This is a genomic window from Amycolatopsis sp. NPDC039088 (assembly GCF_055598845.1).
Genome location: NZ_JBVKAE010000041.1, coordinates 1 through 15,618 on the forward strand (window position 1 = coordinate 1; position 15,618 = coordinate 15,618).

Here is a 15,618-nt window from a genome sequence, read left to right on the forward strand (position 1 = left end):
GGATCACGCCTGACGGTAGTGAAGGGCTCCTTCACTACCGTCAGCGTAGGCAAGGAAGCCTTCACCACCAGGGAAACGCGTAGGCAGCAGCGACCGCAGCCCGCGACACGACACGTTTGACTTTCCCCTCAATAGAACGACCCACATCACTCACGACCCCCTCGCCACACCCCGCAACTCACCCAAATCGGACACATTTGTCCCGAGAAGTGTCCCTTATGGACAGTCGGGAGCCAGGTGAGGCCCCTTCCGTACGCGCTAGGGATTGCAGCGGGCGCCGCGGATCGGGATCGGGTCGGTGGTGTAGACGTGACGGCCGTCGGTCGCCCTGAGCTGGAAGCAGTACCGACGCGCCGGGTCGACCGGGACGTCCATGCCGCGCTGGCGGTGCGCGACGAGCTGTTTCGTCTCGAGCCGCTCGCCAGCCATGATCACGACGAAGTCCAGTTCCCCTTCCGCCGTCCAGGTCAGCTGGACGTGATCGCTCTGATCCTGCGGCGGGGCGAGGGCCAGCTTGACGTCCGGCGCGGGCGCGGAAGCCGGTGACGGCGGCGGGATCGCGGCCGCCAGCGGGACGGCCTGTCCGCCGATCTCCGCCGGGCCGAGAACCAAGGGCACCACGGCCAGTCCGGCGAGGAGCACTCCGGCGCCGGCCATCGCGACGGGCCGCCAGGGGATTTCGCGTTCCCGTTTGAGGGGGCCGCTGAACTCGCGGATCAGGGTCCGGCCACCCGCCGGTGGGGCCTGCACCACCCGCACGGGCTGGAGCTGGGGGGCCGACGGCGCGGCGGCGACCGGCCGGGAAACCTCGGCGAAGTCGTCGAATTCGACGTCGGCTTCCTCTTCTTCGCTTGGCAGGTCGGCGGATTCTCCGGTGACGACCTCGCCGCCCGGCTGACGCAGCTTCGTGAACAGCCGCGCCAGCGACGCAACGTCCTGCGGCCGGTCGGCCGGTTCCTTGGCCAGCAATCGGAGGACGGTGCCGGAGAGTTCCCTCGGGACGCTCGGGTCCTGGATCGGTGCCACCGGTTCCCGCAGTACCTGGAGGATCCGTTCGCCTGGCTGTTGCCCGGTGTGCCGGGGGAACGGCGGCGCGCCGGTCAACGCGGTGTAGAGCACCGCGCCGAGTCCATAAAGGTCGGACGCGGCGGAAAGCGTGTCGTCACGCAGGGTTTCCGGCGCGGTGTACTCGACCGCGTGCATCGGGTCGCGCGGGAACCGCCGTCGCAGCGCCACCGAGAAATCGGCGAGCACGAACTCGCCGGAAGCCCGGTACAGCACGTTGTGCGGGCTGACCCCACCGTGCACGACGTCCGCCCCGTGCGCCGCGGCGAGCGCCGACGCGATCGCGGCGCCGAGGGCGAGCACGTCGGAAACCCCCAGCCGGGTACCGGAATCCAGCAGTCCGGCGAGTGAACCCGGGCACAGTTCACGGCGGACACCGCTGCGGCCGTCGGGATAGGCCATGACGTCGTCGATCTGCAGGATCGACCGCGTCGACCGCACGGCGGCCAGCGCCTTCCGCTCGCGTTCGAGCCACGCCGAGGTCTCGCGGTCGAAGGAACCGGGGAACATCTTGATCGCGAAGTCGTTGCCCGTAGCGGGATCCCGCCCCGCGTAGACGGTCGCGACGGGGCCCTGCGCGAGCAGCCGCGGTCCGCCGACTCCTGTCTCGATGCTCATGCCTCCATTGTCGCGCAAGAAGACCGCTTTCGGCGTACTTTCCCGGCGGCAGGTTCCTGCCGAAGCGGCCCGCCGGAGCGGTCGCTGGCAGACCCTTTTCCCATGCAGACTGCCGGCCTGGTCAGGGTCACCATCACCACTCCGCACCGGCGCATCGACATGGCGCTGCCGGAACACGCGTCCGTCGCCGAAATCCTCCCCGGCCTGCTCGCGCGGGCAGGCGAGGGGATGGCGGACGACGGCGTCGCCGTCGGCGGCTGGCAGTTGCGCCGCGCCGACGGGACCGCCTTCGACCCGGACCGGACGCTGGGCGCGCACCGGGTCCGGGACGGGGAGATCCTCCATCTGACACCGCGCCGTACCGAATGGCCGGAGCCCGAGTACGACGACCTCGTGGACGCGATCGCCACCGGTTCCGGCCGCACCGGCAAGGCTTGGGGGCCGCGGCATACGCGGCAGGCCGGACTGGCGGCCGGTGCGCTGGCGGTGCTCTTCGGTCTGGTCGCGGTCCTGCGCGCCGGTCCGCCCTGGACGACCCCGGCGGCGTGGGCCCTCGCCGTTTCCGCGCTGTTGCTGGCCGCGGGCGTACTGCTCGCGCGGGCGCTCCGCGACGCGGGGGCCGGTGCGGTACTCGCCGCCGTCGCGCTTCCGTTCGCGTTCACCGGTGGCGGTCTGCTGCTGGCGGGCGATGATCCCCTCGGCGAGCTGTCCGCCGGTCACCTGCTGCTGGCGAGCGCGGCGCTGCTGCTCGCGGCCGTCGTCGGCCACCTCGGGGTGACCGCCGCGCCGGAACTGTTCGCGGGCGCGGCCACGGTGGGCGTGCTCGGTGTGCTCGGCGGCTGGCTGGCCACGTTCGACGACCTGGCGGGCTATCGTTCGGCGGCCGTGATCGGCGGCGGTGTGCTCGTGCTCTCCACCACGTTCGCGCCGCTGGCGCTGCGGCTCGGCCGGGTGCCGATGCCGGTGCTGCCGCGCTCGACCGCCGACCTCGTCCGCGACGATCCCCAGCCACCGCTCGATCTCGTGCACGCCGCCGTGGCCAGAGCGGACGCGCTGCTCACCGGGATGCTGGGCGGTGCGGCGATCGTCGTCATGTACTGCCAGTCGCGGTTGATCCGCGGCGACAGCGAGGCCGCGGTCGTCCTCGTGGCCCTGCTCGCGGCCGGATTCCTGGTGCGGGCGAGGTTGTATCCGATCCTGCGGCAGCGGCTGCTGGTGCTGGTGACCGGGATCTTCGGCGCCGGATGCCTGTTGGCCGGGCCCCTCATGGCGGACCGCTCGCTGCTGCTCGTCCTGGCGGGGCCGCTGTCGCTGGCGGTGGCCGCCGTCGTGGTCGCGTCCGGCGTCGTGCTGAGCACGCGCGCCGCGAACCCGTATCTCGGCCGGATCGCCGAGTACTTCGAAATCCTGGTGACGATCGCCATCGTGCCGGTGGCGTGTTCGGTGCTCGGCCTGTACGGCTACGTGCGCGGACTGGGGGGCTGAAACCGTGGCGTCCAAACGAGATCAACTGCAGGCGTACCAGTTCCTGGTGCAGCGCGCGATTTCCGCGCTCGTGACCAGGGAGACCGATCCGGAACAGCCGCCGTTCCGCCGTCCGTCCGGTGCCGCTTTCGCCGGGGTCGCGCTGGCGATCGTGGCGCTGGCGTGCGTCGGGGTGTACGGAATGATCGTGCCGGGCGGGAACAACGCCTGGCGCAAGAATTCCGCGGTGATCGTGGAGAAGGAGACCGGGACCCGCTACGTCTACCTCGGCGAACGGCTGCATCCCGTCGCGAACTACGCGTCCGCGCTGTTGCTGCTCGGCGAACACGGCACCACGGAACGGGTTTCGCGCGATTCACTCGCCGGAGTCCCGAGAGGGCCCCGCATCGGCATCGCCGACGCGCCGGACGCCTTGCCCGGACCCGAAAAACTGCTCACCGGCTCGTGGTCGCTGTGCTCCGCGCCCGCGAGCGATCTGGCAGGCAGCCGGATCGAGGAGTCGGTCCTGCTGGCCGGCGCCTCGCCGTCCGGCGGTGCGGACCTGGGAGACCAGGCGTTGCTGGTGGAATCGACGTCGACCGGCGACCGGTTCGTCGTGTGGCGCGGGCATCGGCACCGCATCAACGACTACGGCGCCGTCGGCACCGGCCTCGCGCTCACCGCCGAACCGTGGGCACGCGTCGGCCGGGCGTGGCTCGACGTGCTCCCGGAAGGCGCGCCGATCGGCCCGCTTCCCGTCGCCGCGGCGGGAGAGGCGTCCACCGCGGTGCCGGGCCGGACCGACGTCCGGAACGGGATGCTGCTGATGGTGCAGACCTCCGGCGGTGGCAGGCAGTACTACCTCGCCGAACGAGACGCCCTGCGGCCCATCACCGAACTGCAGTACGACGTCCAGCGCGCGAGCGCCCAGATGATGGCCGCCTATCCCGGTGCCGAACCGAAAACGGTGCCGCTGCCGCCTTCTCTCGCGACCATGTCGCGGCAACTGGACCCGATCAAGGCCGATGCGGGCGCGGCGCCGCCCGCCCGGCCCGCGATCGCGCGCCTGCGCGACCAGGACGCCACCGTGTGCGCCACTTTCGGCGACAACGCCGCAGCGCCTTCGCTGACCGTCGATCCCGCACTGCCGCCCGCGGATCCGATGTCCACCACCGCCCGCCGGACCGCCGCCGGGACCCCGCTCGCGGACCGCGTCCACGTGCCGCCCGGCAGCGCGATCGTCGTCGAGGCGATGCCTTCCGCGCAGGCTCCGGCCGGGACGCTCACCGTGGTGACCGACATGGGGCGCCGCTATCCGCTGGCTTCGCCGGATGTACTGAAGATGCTCGGTTATCCGTCAGCGCGTCCCGTTCGGCTTCCGGCCGGTTTGGTGGCGAGGTTGCCTGAGGGACCGAGCCTGGACCCCGCCGCCGCGCAGCGCCAGACCCTGGGCGGCTGAGGGCCGCTCGAAAGCCGTGAAGGCCTCCTTCCCTACCTTGAGAGTAGGGAAGGAGGCCTTCACGGCGTGCGGCTCAGCGGGCGTTCGGCCGCCAGAGGTCTTCGTCGAGCATCTGCACCGAGCCCGACTCCGACTCAGCGGACTGGCGACCCCTCGCGAGGGTGAACCCGGCGTCCGGATTGCCGTTGGCGGCGCGGCCGCGCAACTTCGCCGGAACGCCGTCGCTCTTCCCGGACGACGCCCGCCGGGACGCTCCGTTCCGCCCGGTCGGCTGGTCGCGAGAGCCGGGTCGCAGCGTGCCCGCCGTGGCCTGTCCGCCACCACCGTGGGGCGACATCATCGGCGGGGCTCCTGTCCCCGCGGCCTTTGCCCCCGCCGGGTTCGCCGCACCAGGCTGGATTTCCGACGCCAGGCTGGGCGCCCGCTTCCCCGCGACCGGCTTTGCGCCCGTCGGAATACCGCCGAAGCCTCCTGCCGCGCCGATGCCTCCGAGGAGGCCCGACGGCATCGGTGGAGCACCGGAACCGCCGGGCAACCCGCCGAGAGAGGGGAGCGGGCCAGGTGCGGCCGGAAGAGGAGCGAGCCCCGCCAGCGAAATCCCGGAGGACGGGTCTTGCCCGTTCACCCCGTTCACCCCCTTCAGCCCCTCGATGGCCGGGAGTTCGGAGCCCGTTCCACCGCCCAGGGAACCCGCCGTCTCGGCGAGGCTCTGCAATTCGGTGAGCGCGGTCATCCCGGCCTCGGCCGCGGCGAGGAAGTCGGTCGGTGAGTTCCCCTCCGCCGACACGGTTTCCTGCGATGTCACCAGGTCGGCGGGTGACTCGATGCCCGAGGCCGCGCAAACGGTGAGCATCGAGGTGTCGAAGTGCCCGCCCAGTTCGGTCATTTTCACCCCCGACGCCTGCTGAAGTGCGAACGCCGCCCCCGCGCCGAACGGGGTGAGCATGGCGAGGCGGTACTCCGCGTAAAGTCCCGCCACCGCCGCCGCGGTGGTCGTGACGTGAGAGGCGAGCGTCGTCAGGGTCTCGGCGGGTTTGGCCAGATCGATCCGGTCGCCCCAGAACTTGAGCTCGGCGAGGGTACGCTGAGCCTCCTCTTCGTGCAGCCGTCCGGCCTCGTCCGTCCAGTGTGGACTGAGATCGGCCACGCGGGTACCGAGTTCCTTGGTGGTCGTGTCGATCCAGCGGCGCACGTCGGTCCACATGCTCGCCGCTTGGAGCAGGTCCCCGGCCTTGCGCGCCTCGGCGCGAGCCATCTCGAAGTGCATCTCGATGGGAAGCAGCTGGTAAGGAATCATCGTCGGCTCCTAGACACTCGCCTGCGAGCCGTCGGCTCCAGGTGTCTCGGTGGGTTCGGTCGGGGACTTCGGGGCCTGACTGATCGAGCTCGACGCCTGTTGCAGCAGACTCAAACCCTGTTGCGCGATCTTGAAGGACGACGAGGCCAGTGTCAGTGCGCTCGCCGCGTCCGCCGCGGTGTAGCCCGCGGAGATGGCTTTGACCTTCGTCGAATCCGTCGCGAGGTCCGTGGTGATCTTCGTCAGGAACGCCGTCATCTCGGCGGTCGCGGCCTTGTCCAGCAAGGACATCGCGATCCCCTCGAACAATCCGGTCGCGTTCAGTCCGTTCCCCAGCCTGCCCAGTGAACCGGGCATGTCCGGTGCTTTGAGCTGACCCGAATAGGCGGCCATCGCTTCGGTATCACCGTCGACGTAATCGGGCATGAGCCCCCTCCTTCACTGTCCGGTGCGGTATTTCGGTTCGTCGTGCCCGGCCGGGCCGACCTGCCACAGTTCCTCGTCGAGTAACTGGACGGTGTTCTCGCCGTCCCAGCGCCGTTCGGCGGCGGGTGGCGGCGTGACGGCGTTGGGCCGCCCTGTCCGGCCCCTCAGCGACACACCCGGTGTGCTGTCGGGTTTCCGTGATCGGACGGCGTTGACCTGCTCGGCGGCTCCGGGGCGGATCCCGTTCGACGAATTCGCGCCGCCTGCGTGCGGCGAGTGCATCGCGGGCATCATCCCCGGACTCGCCATCCCGCCCGCCGCCGCGCGCGACGCGCCTGCGGCCCCTGCCGTCGTTCCGACGCTGGGAAGCGGTGCTCCCGGCATCGAAGCGCCAAGGCCTGCCGTACTGGACATCGGTACCGAGCCCGTCGCCGAGGGCATGCCGCCGCCACCTCCGCCGCCGATTCCGGCCGCGCCCGCGTCGAGACCGGCCAGACTGGGAAGTCCAGAAGAATCACTCGGCAGGCCAACGGAGTCCAGGGGATCTGGCCAGGGGGCCAGCGGGGACAATTCGGCTGGTTCGAGACGGCCGAGTTCACCGCCGATATCCGTGCCACCGACCTGTTGCAACAGCCCGCTCGCCGCCTCCAGGGCCTGGGAACCGCTGTCCAGCAACGAGGACGCGGCGTTCATGAGGGATTGCGGGGTTTCCTTGTTCTCGGGGGTTTCCGGTGTGGTGGGGGTTTTGGGTTCGACCGGAGTCGCGGGTTCGGCGGGTGTCCCCGCCTCTGCCCCGGTTCCGTTCGTGCCGGTTCCCGACGGGCCGGTGCCGTCACCGGCCGGATTCGCGGGGTCCGACGGAGTGAAAGCCCTCGGTCCGGTCCAGTCCTTGCCGATCGCTTGGGGCATCACGTAGTACGACACGAGAAAGTACTCCGAAGCCAGCTGGTCCAGTTGCCCGCCGATGCGTTCGCTGTACTCCCTCTCGTGCTGGGCCTTCTGTTCCGCGTCGAGGCGGGAAAAGTCCGCGTACTGTCCCGCCACGTAGTCGTAGGTCGACCGGACATGGCTCGCCAGCGTCCTGAGGATCCGGGCCACACCGGTGAGCGAGATCCCGTCGACGGCATCGCGGACGGCGTAGGCGTTCTGCGTCGGCGATACCGGTATCGGGTAGTCCGTGACCTGCCTGGTCTCCATCGTCCACGTACGTAAGGAGCCGAGGTCCTCCTCCGCGCGCCTAGCGAATTCCCCGCCGGCGGAGTCACCCCAGTTGCCATCGTGTACGAGTGTCTTGACCTCGTTGCCGAACCCGACGAGTTTGCCTTCGATCCACTGGTTCGCCTCGTCCATCATCTTGGCCGTGTTGTCCAGTTTGTCGGCATGCTGGACTTCGGCCCGGATCCGGGCGAACTGATCCTCCACCCGGAAGCCCGCGTAGGTCATCAGCCTCTCCTACTTCTGTTGGCCGACGATGGCGACAGGGAACTCAGGCGCGATCTCAGGGAGACCGTTGTCCTGCCGTTTGGCGATGCCCGAGAGGATTTCCCGCCTGCCGGCCTCTGCGGCGGCGAGGTATTTCGCTCCTTCGTCGCGGACGAACAGGCCATACGCGTGTAACCCGTACCTGACGTCCGTGATGAACTTCTGGAGCTGATGCGTGACCTTGGCTTCGATGTCGGTCAGGTCCCCGCATTCGCCAAGACCTCCGGCACACGCGGGTTCCACCCGGTACCGGAGAGTCTCGGGGATGTCCTGCACCAGCGCGAGAACCCTGGCCGAGAACACCTCCATCGCCGCCGTATCGGCATCGGTCAGATCGCCGAGTCCCATTTTCCACTCCCGAATTCGAGTCTTACCGAAAGGCAATCACTTCCCCAGCCACGGCGGGCCGCCGCGACAGGAACCGGCCGGTCCTACGCCGTCGGTGGCAGCCAGCCAAGCTGGACCAGGCCCTTGGTGCCGCGCCGGTCGATCAGCCAGCCCCGGCCAGGTGGCAGCACCTGCGCCCGCATCCCGCCGAGCAAGGGGCCTTCATCCCGGTCGCCGGACATCATCAGACCGGGCGCCCCGACTTCCCTGACCCGGCCGAAGAACGGTTCGAAGATCCCACGGCCGGCGCCGCCCGTCCGGCGGGCCAGCACGAGGTGTAGTCCGACGTCGGAGCCATGCGCGACCAGATTCAGCAGGGGGAGCAGCGGATGTTCCTTGTGCGTGGCCACCATGTCGTAGTCGTCGACGAGAACGAAGATCTCCGGGCCCTGCCACCAGTCGCGTGCCCGCAGCTGCTCCGGCGTGATGTCGGGGCCGGGCAGCCGTTGTTCGCAGATCCCCGCCAGTTCGGTCAGGATGCCGCGGCTGTGCGTGTCGCCGGTGCCGTAGGCGAGCAGGTGTTCGTCCCCGACTTCACCGAGCAGGCCCCGCCGGTGGTCGATGAGCACGATCTTCGCCTGCTCAGGGGTGTAGGTACGGGTGATCCGCCGGGCCAGCAAGCGCAGGAACGCGGTCTTGCCGGACTCCGTGTCGGCCAGCAGGAGGAAATGCGGGTCGGCGGCGAAGTCGAGCCGGAACGGTGAGAGGTCCTTTTCGTGAATCCCGACGGTGAGCCCGGCGTTCGCGCCGGTGAGCTCGTCGGTCTCGGGAAGTTCCTCGTACCCCAGGACACCGGGCAGGAGGCGGACCGAGGGCGCGGGTTCGCCCGGCCAGGCCTTGTGGATCGCCTCGACCAAGGCGGCCAGGCCGTCGGCGAGGTCTTCCGGATCGGGACTACCGTCGATCCGGGGCAGGGCGATCAGCATCTGATGCCCCTGCATGGCGAGCCCCCGGCCCGGCGCGCCGGAGGGCACGCTCATCGCGGCGCGGCGGTCGATGGCCGAGTCGATCGGGTCGCCGATCTTCAATTCGAGCCTGCTGGCGAACAGGTCCCGCACGTTCATCCGCAGATCGAACGAGCGGGTGCACGAGGCCACCACGTGCACACCGAAGGACAGGCCGCGCGCGGTGATGTCGTTGACGATGTCCTCCAGTTCCGGGAAGTCGTTGCGCAGCGTCAGCCAGCCGTCGACGATCAGGAACACGTCGCCGTGCGGGTCTTCGGGGAACTTGCCCTCGGCCCGGAGCCGCCGGTAAGTGACGATGCCGTCGATCCGGTGTTCGGCGAACATCCGTTCCCGCTGGGCCAGGAGGGCCGCCACTTCGGCGACCGTGCGGCGGACCGCGCCGGTGTCGAGCCGGCCGGACACACCGGAGACGTGGGGCAGGCCGCTGATCGAGGCGAGCGTGCCACCGCCGAAGTCCAGGCAGTAGAACTGCACCTCCCGCGGGGTGTGGGTGAGGGCGAGGCTGGTGATCAGCGTGCGCACGGCGGTGCTCTTGCCGGTCTGCGGCGCGCCGAGCACCATCAAGTGGCCCGCCGCTCCGGACAGGTCGAGGACCAGCGGATCGCGCCGCTGCTCGAACGGCCGGTCGACGATGCCGAGCGTCGGCCGGAGCGCGCCCGCCCGCTCGGGTGAGCCGGCGGTCAGCCCGCGCTGGGGGTGGACGAGCAGGCCGGGCAGCAGCCCGTTGAGCGTCGGCGACTCGTCCAGCGGCGGCAGCCAAATCTGGTGCGCGGGAGTGCCCTGGCCTTCCAGCCGGTCGACCAGGATGTCGAGGAGCGTCTCGCCGACAGCCGTGTCGTCGTCCTCCGGGGTGTCCTCCACTTCGTCGTCGAAGCCGACCTCCGGAGCGACATACGACGTCGTGTACTCGTGCAGTTCCAGCTGTTCCCGTCCGGTCGACGGCACCGGGATCCCGGTTTCGCGCTGGTAGACGCCGGACACGTAGGCGGCGCGGAACCGGTCCATCGGCTCGGTGCCGACCTTGAGGAAGCCGTGCCCCGGTGCTCGTGGCAGATGGAACGCGTCGGCCACGCCGAGAACCGCGCGACTGTCCATTTCGGAAAACGTCCGCAAGCCGACGCGATAGGACAGATGGGCCTCGAGCCCGCGCAGCCTGCCCTCGTCGAGCCGTTGCGAGGCGAGCAGAAGGTGTACCCCCAGCGAACGGCCCACGCGGCCGATCTGGACGAACATGTCGATGAAATCGGGTTTCGCGGACAGCAGTTCCGAGAACTCGTCACAGATCACCAGCAGCGTCGGGACTTCGGGCAGCGGGGCGCCCGCGGCCCGTGCCTTCTCGTAGTCCCGCAACGACGAGAAGTTGCCGGCCGCGCGCAACAGTTCCTGGCGGCGGATGAGCTCGCCGTTGATCGCGTCGGTCATCCGGTCGACCAGATGCAGTTCGTCGGCCAGGTTGGTGATCACCGCGCTGGTGTGCGGGAGCGCGTCCAGCCGGGCGAAGGTGGCTCCACCCTTGAAGTCGACCAGTGCGAAGTTCAGCGAGTTCGGCGGATGGGTGACGGCCAGCGCCAGCACCAGCGTCCGCAACAGCTCGGATTTACCGGAACCGGTGGCGCCGATCAGAAGTCCGTGCGGCCCCATCCCCTCCTGCGCCGACTCCTTCAGATCGATCTCGATCGGGGTGCCGTCTTCCTGGATCCCGAGCTTCACCCGCAGCCGGTCCCGGTTCGGCCGAGGCAGCCAGGTGTCGACCGGATCGAATTCGTAGGGATCCCCGAGCTGTAGCAGTTCGGCGAGTCCCAATTCCGAGGTCAGCGGCGCCTCGCCGCGCAGGCCCGCCGTCAGGCGAAGGGGAGCCAGTTGCCTGGCCAGGCCTTCCGCCGCTACTTCGCCGAACGTATCCGCCTGCCCGAGCGGGGTTTCGCCGTCGATGGTTTCGCTGACCAGCGTGCCGTCGGTGTCCACCGCCAGCACCACCGAGGTCCGGTCCAGTGCGCGCGGCGGCATCGTGGTGAGGTCGACCACTGTCACCCCTTCGACGCCACCGCCGGTCATCAGATGGTCTGAGCCCGCGACCGATCCGCCGTCGAGCACGACGACCACGTGCGGACCGGGAACGCGAACGTCCACCTCCGGGTCGAAGCGTGGACGTTTGACAAGTTCCTCCTCCAACATCGATTCCAGGCCCTGGATGCCGGCCGCGACCAGGCGCAGCGGGCCGAGCGCGTCGGTACGCTCCGGATGCAGCGCGTGCGGCAGCCATTTGATCCAGTCCCAGTCGGCGCGCCGGTCTTCGCCGACGCAGACCGCGACGCGCAGGTCGTCGGGCGAGTGCAAGGTGACCAGCTGCGCCAGCATCGCACGCAGGACGCCGAGTGACGCTGTGCGGTCGCCGCGGAGGAAGATCCGGCTGAAGCCGTTGACCGCGATCGCGATCGGCAACCTGCCCACCGTGGTGTAGGTGGTGATGAACCGGCGCAAAGCCAGTGCCGACAACGGTTCGAGCTCTTCGAGCGGTTTGGTGTCGGGCGCGATCAGGGCGAGCGTCGGAGCCTGCGGACCTCGGCAGATCCGGGCGACGCCGAAGTCCTGGTCGTTCTTGCGCCGCTCCCACAGCCGGTAACTCGAAGCGAGCGACCACAACGTGGCGGGATCCGGATGCAGGTACTCCATCGCCTCGCGCTGTCGGCGCACCGAACGGCGCAGCCGCAGCCGGTGCTGAGACAGGTGGCGCAGGTACTTTCGCCGCGCGTAGGCCATTTCCCGTTTGCTCGGACCGCCGCCTTGCAGGAATCCGGTGACGACCATGCCGAGCATGCCGACGCCCATCAGACCGTAGATGACGAACCGGATCTGCCCGGTCATGCTGCCGGAGTACATCAGCAGCATCGCCGCCATCATCGCCACCATCGGCAACACCATGAAGATCTGCGTCCACTGCCGCGCGGGCGGCGGCGGGATCTCCGGCGGTGGCTGCAGGATCAGCTCACCGGCCGGCATTTCCGGAGCGGGCCGACGGCTCGGCCGTTTCACCATGATTGTCGCCACGTCACCGATAGTCCGTGAAGACCGGGCCCGTCCGGTGGCGATGGCAGGAACTTGCCGCGGGCCGGAATACGGCGGTAAGGCGACCTAGCCTCTGGGAAGAGTGCGAGAGCACGGAAAGGAGAACCGAGCATGTCGTATTGGGATTTGATCGACGACAACACCGCCGCGTTGCGCGCCCAGTCGTCGCGTTTCTCGGAATTCGGCCAGACCATGGCGGACGGCTCCAAGCGGGTCGCGAACGCGGTCGACGAGGGAGCGGCCGCGTGCAGTGGGACGTTCGTTCCCGCCATGTGTGACGTGGATTCGTCGCGGCGCGGGGAGACCGGTGTCCACGTCGGGCAGACGACCGACACTTCGGACGGGATGATGACCGCGGCGGGCATCATCGTCGACCACGATTCGGAAGCGTCGCGGTTGACTCAGGGATCGGCGACCTACGGCCTCGCGGCCAGGATGTAATCCGGAAAGGAGACTGATAATGGCGATGAATTCCGAACGCGTCACCGCGCACCGGGAAACCGGCGACACGATGGCGACCGCTCTCACCGACGACGCGAATCACCAGATCGACAACGTCAGCCAGCAGCGGAACGAATTCGGCTTCCTGTACGACTCGGAGGTTCGTTCCGGGTTCGGTCACGATCTGATGCAGCAGGTGCAGGGTGACATGGCGAAGGCCAGTGAAACCTTCCACACCCAGATCGGGCAGGCGCGCGGTACGCGTGACGCGTTCGAAACCCTGCTCGACGCCCCTCGTCAAGCGGCGCAGTTGCTCAGGGGTCTCTGAATAAGCATCCACTGAGGACGAAAGGGTCCCGGCGAGCTCGGCTCGCCGGGACCTTTCTCACGGTCCCGGCGAAGTCACATAAGTGCTGGTCGGCTCTTGACTATCCACAAGAGACACTTTTCGAGACAAATGCTCCCGGTTTGGGTGACTTGCACGGTTTCGCGAGGGGGTTGTGAGTGATGTGGGTTGTTCTATAATAACCCGAATCGCCCCTCGCGACCCCATGCGGAAACGTACATGGCGGCATCAATCGGATGCTCAAATGCTCGGCGGTGTCCCTTGTGGACACCGAAGCCTCGCCGGTGTTCAGAATCGAGCCCGATCTTCCGTTGATCAACTCCGCCACCGGTGCGCGCGGGCCCGTGACAGCGCAGGAATAGTCGCCCCGACCTGCAAGATCTCGACTTTGCCGGTACCCAGGGACCTTTTCTCGTGAGTGGGTCTGTTCGGGTTCGTTTGAGCGGCGGGTACCCACGAGGAATGGTTCATCACTTGGAGAGCAGGAAGATCTGCTCCGGCGGTTCCACCGCGGCCGGTTCGGCCGGCAAAGGTGTGACCCGGCCCGGCCGCCAGCGACGTCGTCGGCCGCGCATCACGAGGGCCACTCCCAGCGCGGCCACCAAGATCCCGGCGATCGCGGCGGCGGTCAGCCATTTCGCGGCCGCCCCGGTTTCCCTGAGCCGGTCGGCCCGGTCGAGGGCCGCCTGGTCGACCGGCCCGGGGACATACACCGGCAGGGCCGCGGGTTTCGCCGGGTCGAGTCCATCGGTCACCGCGCGGTAGGGGTCGGCCAGTCCCGCGCCGTATGCGGCGCTCGCCCGGCCGCCCCGTGCCGGGTTCGCCGTCGCCTTCAGCCGCTGGACGACTTGCGCGGCGGACAATTCCGGCCACGCGGACCGCACCAGCGCGGCCGTCGCGGAGACGAACGGCGCGGCGAAACTGGTTCCGTCGACGTAGGCGTGGCCCGCCACGCGGGTCGTCGCGAGCACCTTCGCGCCCGGCGCCATGATCCCGACGTAAGGGCCGATCTGCGAAGCGGGCATCCGGGCACCGTCGATGTCCACCGCGCCCACCCCGAGCACGCCGGGGTAGCCCGCCGGATAGGACGGTAGTCCGGAGTTCGCGTCCCGCTGGGAGTTGCCCGCGGCGGCGACCACCACCGCGTCTTTCCCGACGGCGTACGCGACCGCGTCGCGGATGACCGCGAAGTCGCTCAGCCCGGCCAGGGAAAGGTTGATCACCTTGGCGTTCTGGTCGGCCGCGTACCGGATTCCGTTGGCCACCACCTGCGGGTCGATCCGCAGTGAATCGCCCTGGTCGCTCAGATCCCGGTCGGTGATCCGGACCGGGAGGAGCTCCGCGTCCGGGGCGATCCCGTGGAAACCGATGCCCGGCACGGGATCGGCGGCGATGACGCCGGCCACGCCGGTGCCGTGCGAGACACAGTCGAACGAACCCGGCAGTCCGCCCGGCAGGTAGAAGTCCCTGCCCTGACGTACTTTTCCGGGTCGGTTGAGCTGCGGATGATCGGCGTCGACCCCTGAGTCCACCACCGCCACCAGCACCCCGGCGCCCCGGCTGTACGGCCAGACGCGTTCGGGCGAGAGCAGGCGCTGTGCCCAGGGTTCCGCCTGGACCTCCGCATGCGCCGGCTCCGGATCACGGCAGGCCCCCGCGGGCGGGGCCGCGTACGCCGGTACCGAGACGGTGCCGCAGTGGAGTGCGGCCAGCGCCGTCGCGGCGGCGAGCATCCGATGTCTTTTCACCCTGGCGATCGTCGGACGTCGACCGGCGCACCGGTGCCGGCTGGCCGCAACCTGCCACGGCGCGGTCACCGCGCCCTGACGGCCGCAAACTGGCCTGGAGACAGGTGGGAGGCACCGTGGAGACGTCCGTCAACAGGTACGACGATTATCGGCGAATGGCAGAGGAACTCCGTGCCGCCCAAGACCGGATCGCGGGACTACGGGTCACCGCCGAATCCGACGACGGGCTGATCAGCGCGACCGTCGGTGGCTACGGCGAACTGGTGGAGCTGCACCTGGATCCACGCGTCTACCGCGTCCCCGACTCCGCCGAACTGTCTCGGTCCATAACGGACACGATCCACCGCGCCCATGAACGCGCGCAGGAGCAGTGTGCCGAGCTCGTCGCGGGCCACCTGCCGGACAAGCCCGAACCCGGTGTGGCCGATCTGCGGTTCGGGCCCGCTTTGCACGTACTCGACCGGCAGATCGCGGGGGAGCACCGATGACCTGGCTGAGCCTGAACGGTGACGACGTCGCCGACATGGACCCGGACGCGACGAACACCTTCATGGGGAACCTGCGTGGCGCTTCCGCGGATCTCCGTGACGCCTGGACCCGCGACAACAACCGGATCGTCGCCGCCACGCGGGTCGGGGGAGGCCTGCTGGGCAAGACGTTCCATGAACTGTTGACGAACGAGACGGGGGAATTCGCGCCGGAGAAGGCCAGGTCGGCCGTGGGCACGGTTCCCGGCTTCTATGCCAATGTCGCGGAAATCGGTGGGTTGCTGGTGCCGGTCTATCTCGCCCATGACGCCGAGGCCGCCAGTGCCATCTGGGCGTCGGTCAACCGCTGATCGGCGCTCGCGG

At 69.2% G+C, this 15,618-nt stretch carries 13 protein-coding genes; 6 read left to right on the plus strand and 7 right to left on the minus strand.

Annotated elements, in window-relative coordinates; genetic code table 11:
* Window positions 1–258: 258 nt before the first annotated feature.
* On the minus strand, window positions 259–1,683 hold the full coding sequence (locus ACZ7KI_RS36305; RefSeq protein ID WP_470277538.1) for a serine/threonine protein kinase: 1,425 nt from the start codon (window positions 1,681–1,683) through the stop codon (window positions 259–261).
* Window positions 1,684–1,785: 102 nt separating this feature from the next.
* On the opposite strand from ACZ7KI_RS36305, the gene eccD reads away from it, so the two are divergent.
* Together eccD and eccB are read left to right on the plus strand one after the other, a co-directional pair.
* Complete coding sequence (gene eccD / locus ACZ7KI_RS36310) at window positions 1,786–3,168, plus strand: type VII secretion integral membrane protein EccD (protein WP_470277539.1); 1,383 nt, start codon at window positions 1,786–1,788, stop codon at window positions 3,166–3,168.
* Between the two features lie 4 nt (window positions 3,169–3,172).
* Window positions 3,173–4,606: a type VII secretion protein EccB gene (gene eccB, locus ACZ7KI_RS36315; RefSeq protein ID WP_470277540.1), complete on the plus strand. Its 1,434-nt coding sequence runs from the start codon at window positions 3,173–3,175 to the stop codon at window positions 4,604–4,606.
* 73 nt (window positions 4,607–4,679) lie between these two features.
* On the opposite strand, the gene ACZ7KI_RS36320 is transcribed toward eccB, so the two are convergent.
* From ACZ7KI_RS36320 to eccCa, 5 genes are all read right to left on the minus strand, one after another.
* The gene (locus tag ACZ7KI_RS36320) at window positions 4,680–5,903 is read right to left on the minus strand and encodes a hypothetical protein (RefSeq protein WP_470277541.1); all 1,224 of its coding nucleotides are present in this window, start codon (window positions 5,901–5,903) and stop codon (window positions 4,680–4,682) included.
* 9 nt (window positions 5,904–5,912) lie between these two features.
* The gene (locus ACZ7KI_RS36325) at window positions 5,913–6,329 is read right to left on the minus strand and encodes a hypothetical protein (protein WP_470277542.1); all 417 of its coding nucleotides are present in this window, start codon (window positions 6,327–6,329) and stop codon (window positions 5,913–5,915) included.
* Between the two features lie 12 nt (window positions 6,330–6,341).
* Entirely contained in the window at window positions 6,342–7,772 is a 1,431-nt protein-coding gene (locus tag ACZ7KI_RS36330) for a hypothetical protein (RefSeq protein WP_470277543.1), read from the minus strand.
* Between the two features lie 9 nt (window positions 7,773–7,781).
* On the minus strand, window positions 7,782–8,159 hold the full coding sequence (locus ACZ7KI_RS36335; protein ID WP_470277544.1) for a hypothetical protein: 378 nt from the start codon (window positions 8,157–8,159) through the stop codon (window positions 7,782–7,784).
* 83 nt (window positions 8,160–8,242) lie between these two features.
* Complete coding sequence (eccCa, locus tag ACZ7KI_RS36340) at window positions 8,243–12,214, minus strand: type VII secretion protein EccCa (protein ID WP_470277545.1); 3,972 nt, start codon at window positions 12,212–12,214, stop codon at window positions 8,243–8,245.
* 129 nt (window positions 12,215–12,343) lie between these two features.
* On the opposite strand from eccCa, the gene ACZ7KI_RS36345 reads away from it, so the two are divergent.
* Together ACZ7KI_RS36345 and ACZ7KI_RS36350 are read left to right on the plus strand one after the other, a co-directional pair.
* Window positions 12,344–12,673, plus strand: coding sequence for a hypothetical protein (locus ACZ7KI_RS36345; protein ID WP_470277546.1), 330 nt, complete (start codon window positions 12,344–12,346; stop codon window positions 12,671–12,673).
* A gap of 19 nt (window positions 12,674–12,692) precedes the next feature.
* A complete protein-coding gene (locus tag ACZ7KI_RS36350) occupies window positions 12,693–13,001 on the plus strand; it encodes a hypothetical protein (RefSeq protein WP_470277547.1) in 309 nt (102 codons plus the stop codon).
* Between the two features lie 488 nt (window positions 13,002–13,489).
* On the opposite strand, the gene mycP is transcribed toward ACZ7KI_RS36350, so the two are convergent.
* Window positions 13,490–14,752, minus strand: coding sequence for a type VII secretion-associated serine protease mycosin (mycP, locus tag ACZ7KI_RS36355; protein WP_470277592.1), 1,263 nt, complete (start codon window positions 14,750–14,752; stop codon window positions 13,490–13,492).
* A gap of 170 nt (window positions 14,753–14,922) precedes the next feature.
* On the opposite strand from mycP, the gene ACZ7KI_RS36360 reads away from it, so the two are divergent.
* Entirely contained in the window at window positions 14,923–15,255 is a 333-nt protein-coding gene (locus ACZ7KI_RS36360; RefSeq protein ID WP_470277548.1) for a YbaB/EbfC family nucleoid-associated protein, read from the plus strand.
* A complete protein-coding gene (locus ACZ7KI_RS36365) occupies window positions 15,252–15,605 on the plus strand; it encodes a hypothetical protein (protein ID WP_470277549.1) in 354 nt (117 codons plus the stop codon). The genes ACZ7KI_RS36360 and ACZ7KI_RS36365 overlap by 4 nt, the downstream gene beginning before the upstream one ends.
* The last annotated feature ends 13 nt before the right edge of the window (window positions 15,606–15,618 follow it).

Excerpts from the sequence above, each read along its gene's own strand:
- ACZ7KI_RS36305 (WP_470277538.1), bottom strand. The coding sequence starts at position 1,683 with ATGAGCATCGAGACAGGAGTCGGCGGACCGCGGCTGCTCGCGCAGGGC.
- eccD (WP_470277539.1), top strand. The coding sequence starts at position 1,786 with ATGCAGACTGCCGGCCTGGTCAGGGTCACCATCACCACTCCGCACCGG.
- ACZ7KI_RS36320 (WP_470277541.1), bottom strand. The coding sequence starts at position 5,903 with ATGATTCCTTACCAGCTGCTTCCCATCGAGATGCACTTCGAGATGGCT.
- ACZ7KI_RS36325 (WP_470277542.1), bottom strand. The coding sequence starts at position 6,329 with ATGCCCGATTACGTCGACGGTGATACCGAAGCGATGGCCGCCTATTCG.
- ACZ7KI_RS36330 (WP_470277543.1), bottom strand. The coding sequence starts at position 7,772 with ATGACCTACGCGGGCTTCCGGGTGGAGGATCAGTTCGCCCGGATCCGG.
- ACZ7KI_RS36335 (WP_470277544.1), bottom strand. The coding sequence starts at position 8,159 with ATGGGACTCGGCGATCTGACCGATGCCGATACGGCGGCGATGGAGGTG.
- ACZ7KI_RS36345 (WP_470277546.1), top strand. The coding sequence starts at position 12,344 with ATGTCGTATTGGGATTTGATCGACGACAACACCGCCGCGTTGCGCGCC.
- ACZ7KI_RS36350 (WP_470277547.1), top strand. The coding sequence starts at position 12,693 with ATGGCGATGAATTCCGAACGCGTCACCGCGCACCGGGAAACCGGCGAC.
- mycP (WP_470277592.1), bottom strand. The coding sequence starts at position 14,752 with ATGCTCGCCGCCGCGACGGCGCTGGCCGCACTCCACTGCGGCACCGTC.
- ACZ7KI_RS36360 (WP_470277548.1), top strand. The coding sequence starts at position 14,923 with ATGGCAGAGGAACTCCGTGCCGCCCAAGACCGGATCGCGGGACTACGG.
- ACZ7KI_RS36365 (WP_470277549.1), top strand. The coding sequence starts at position 15,252 with ATGACCTGGCTGAGCCTGAACGGTGACGACGTCGCCGACATGGACCCG.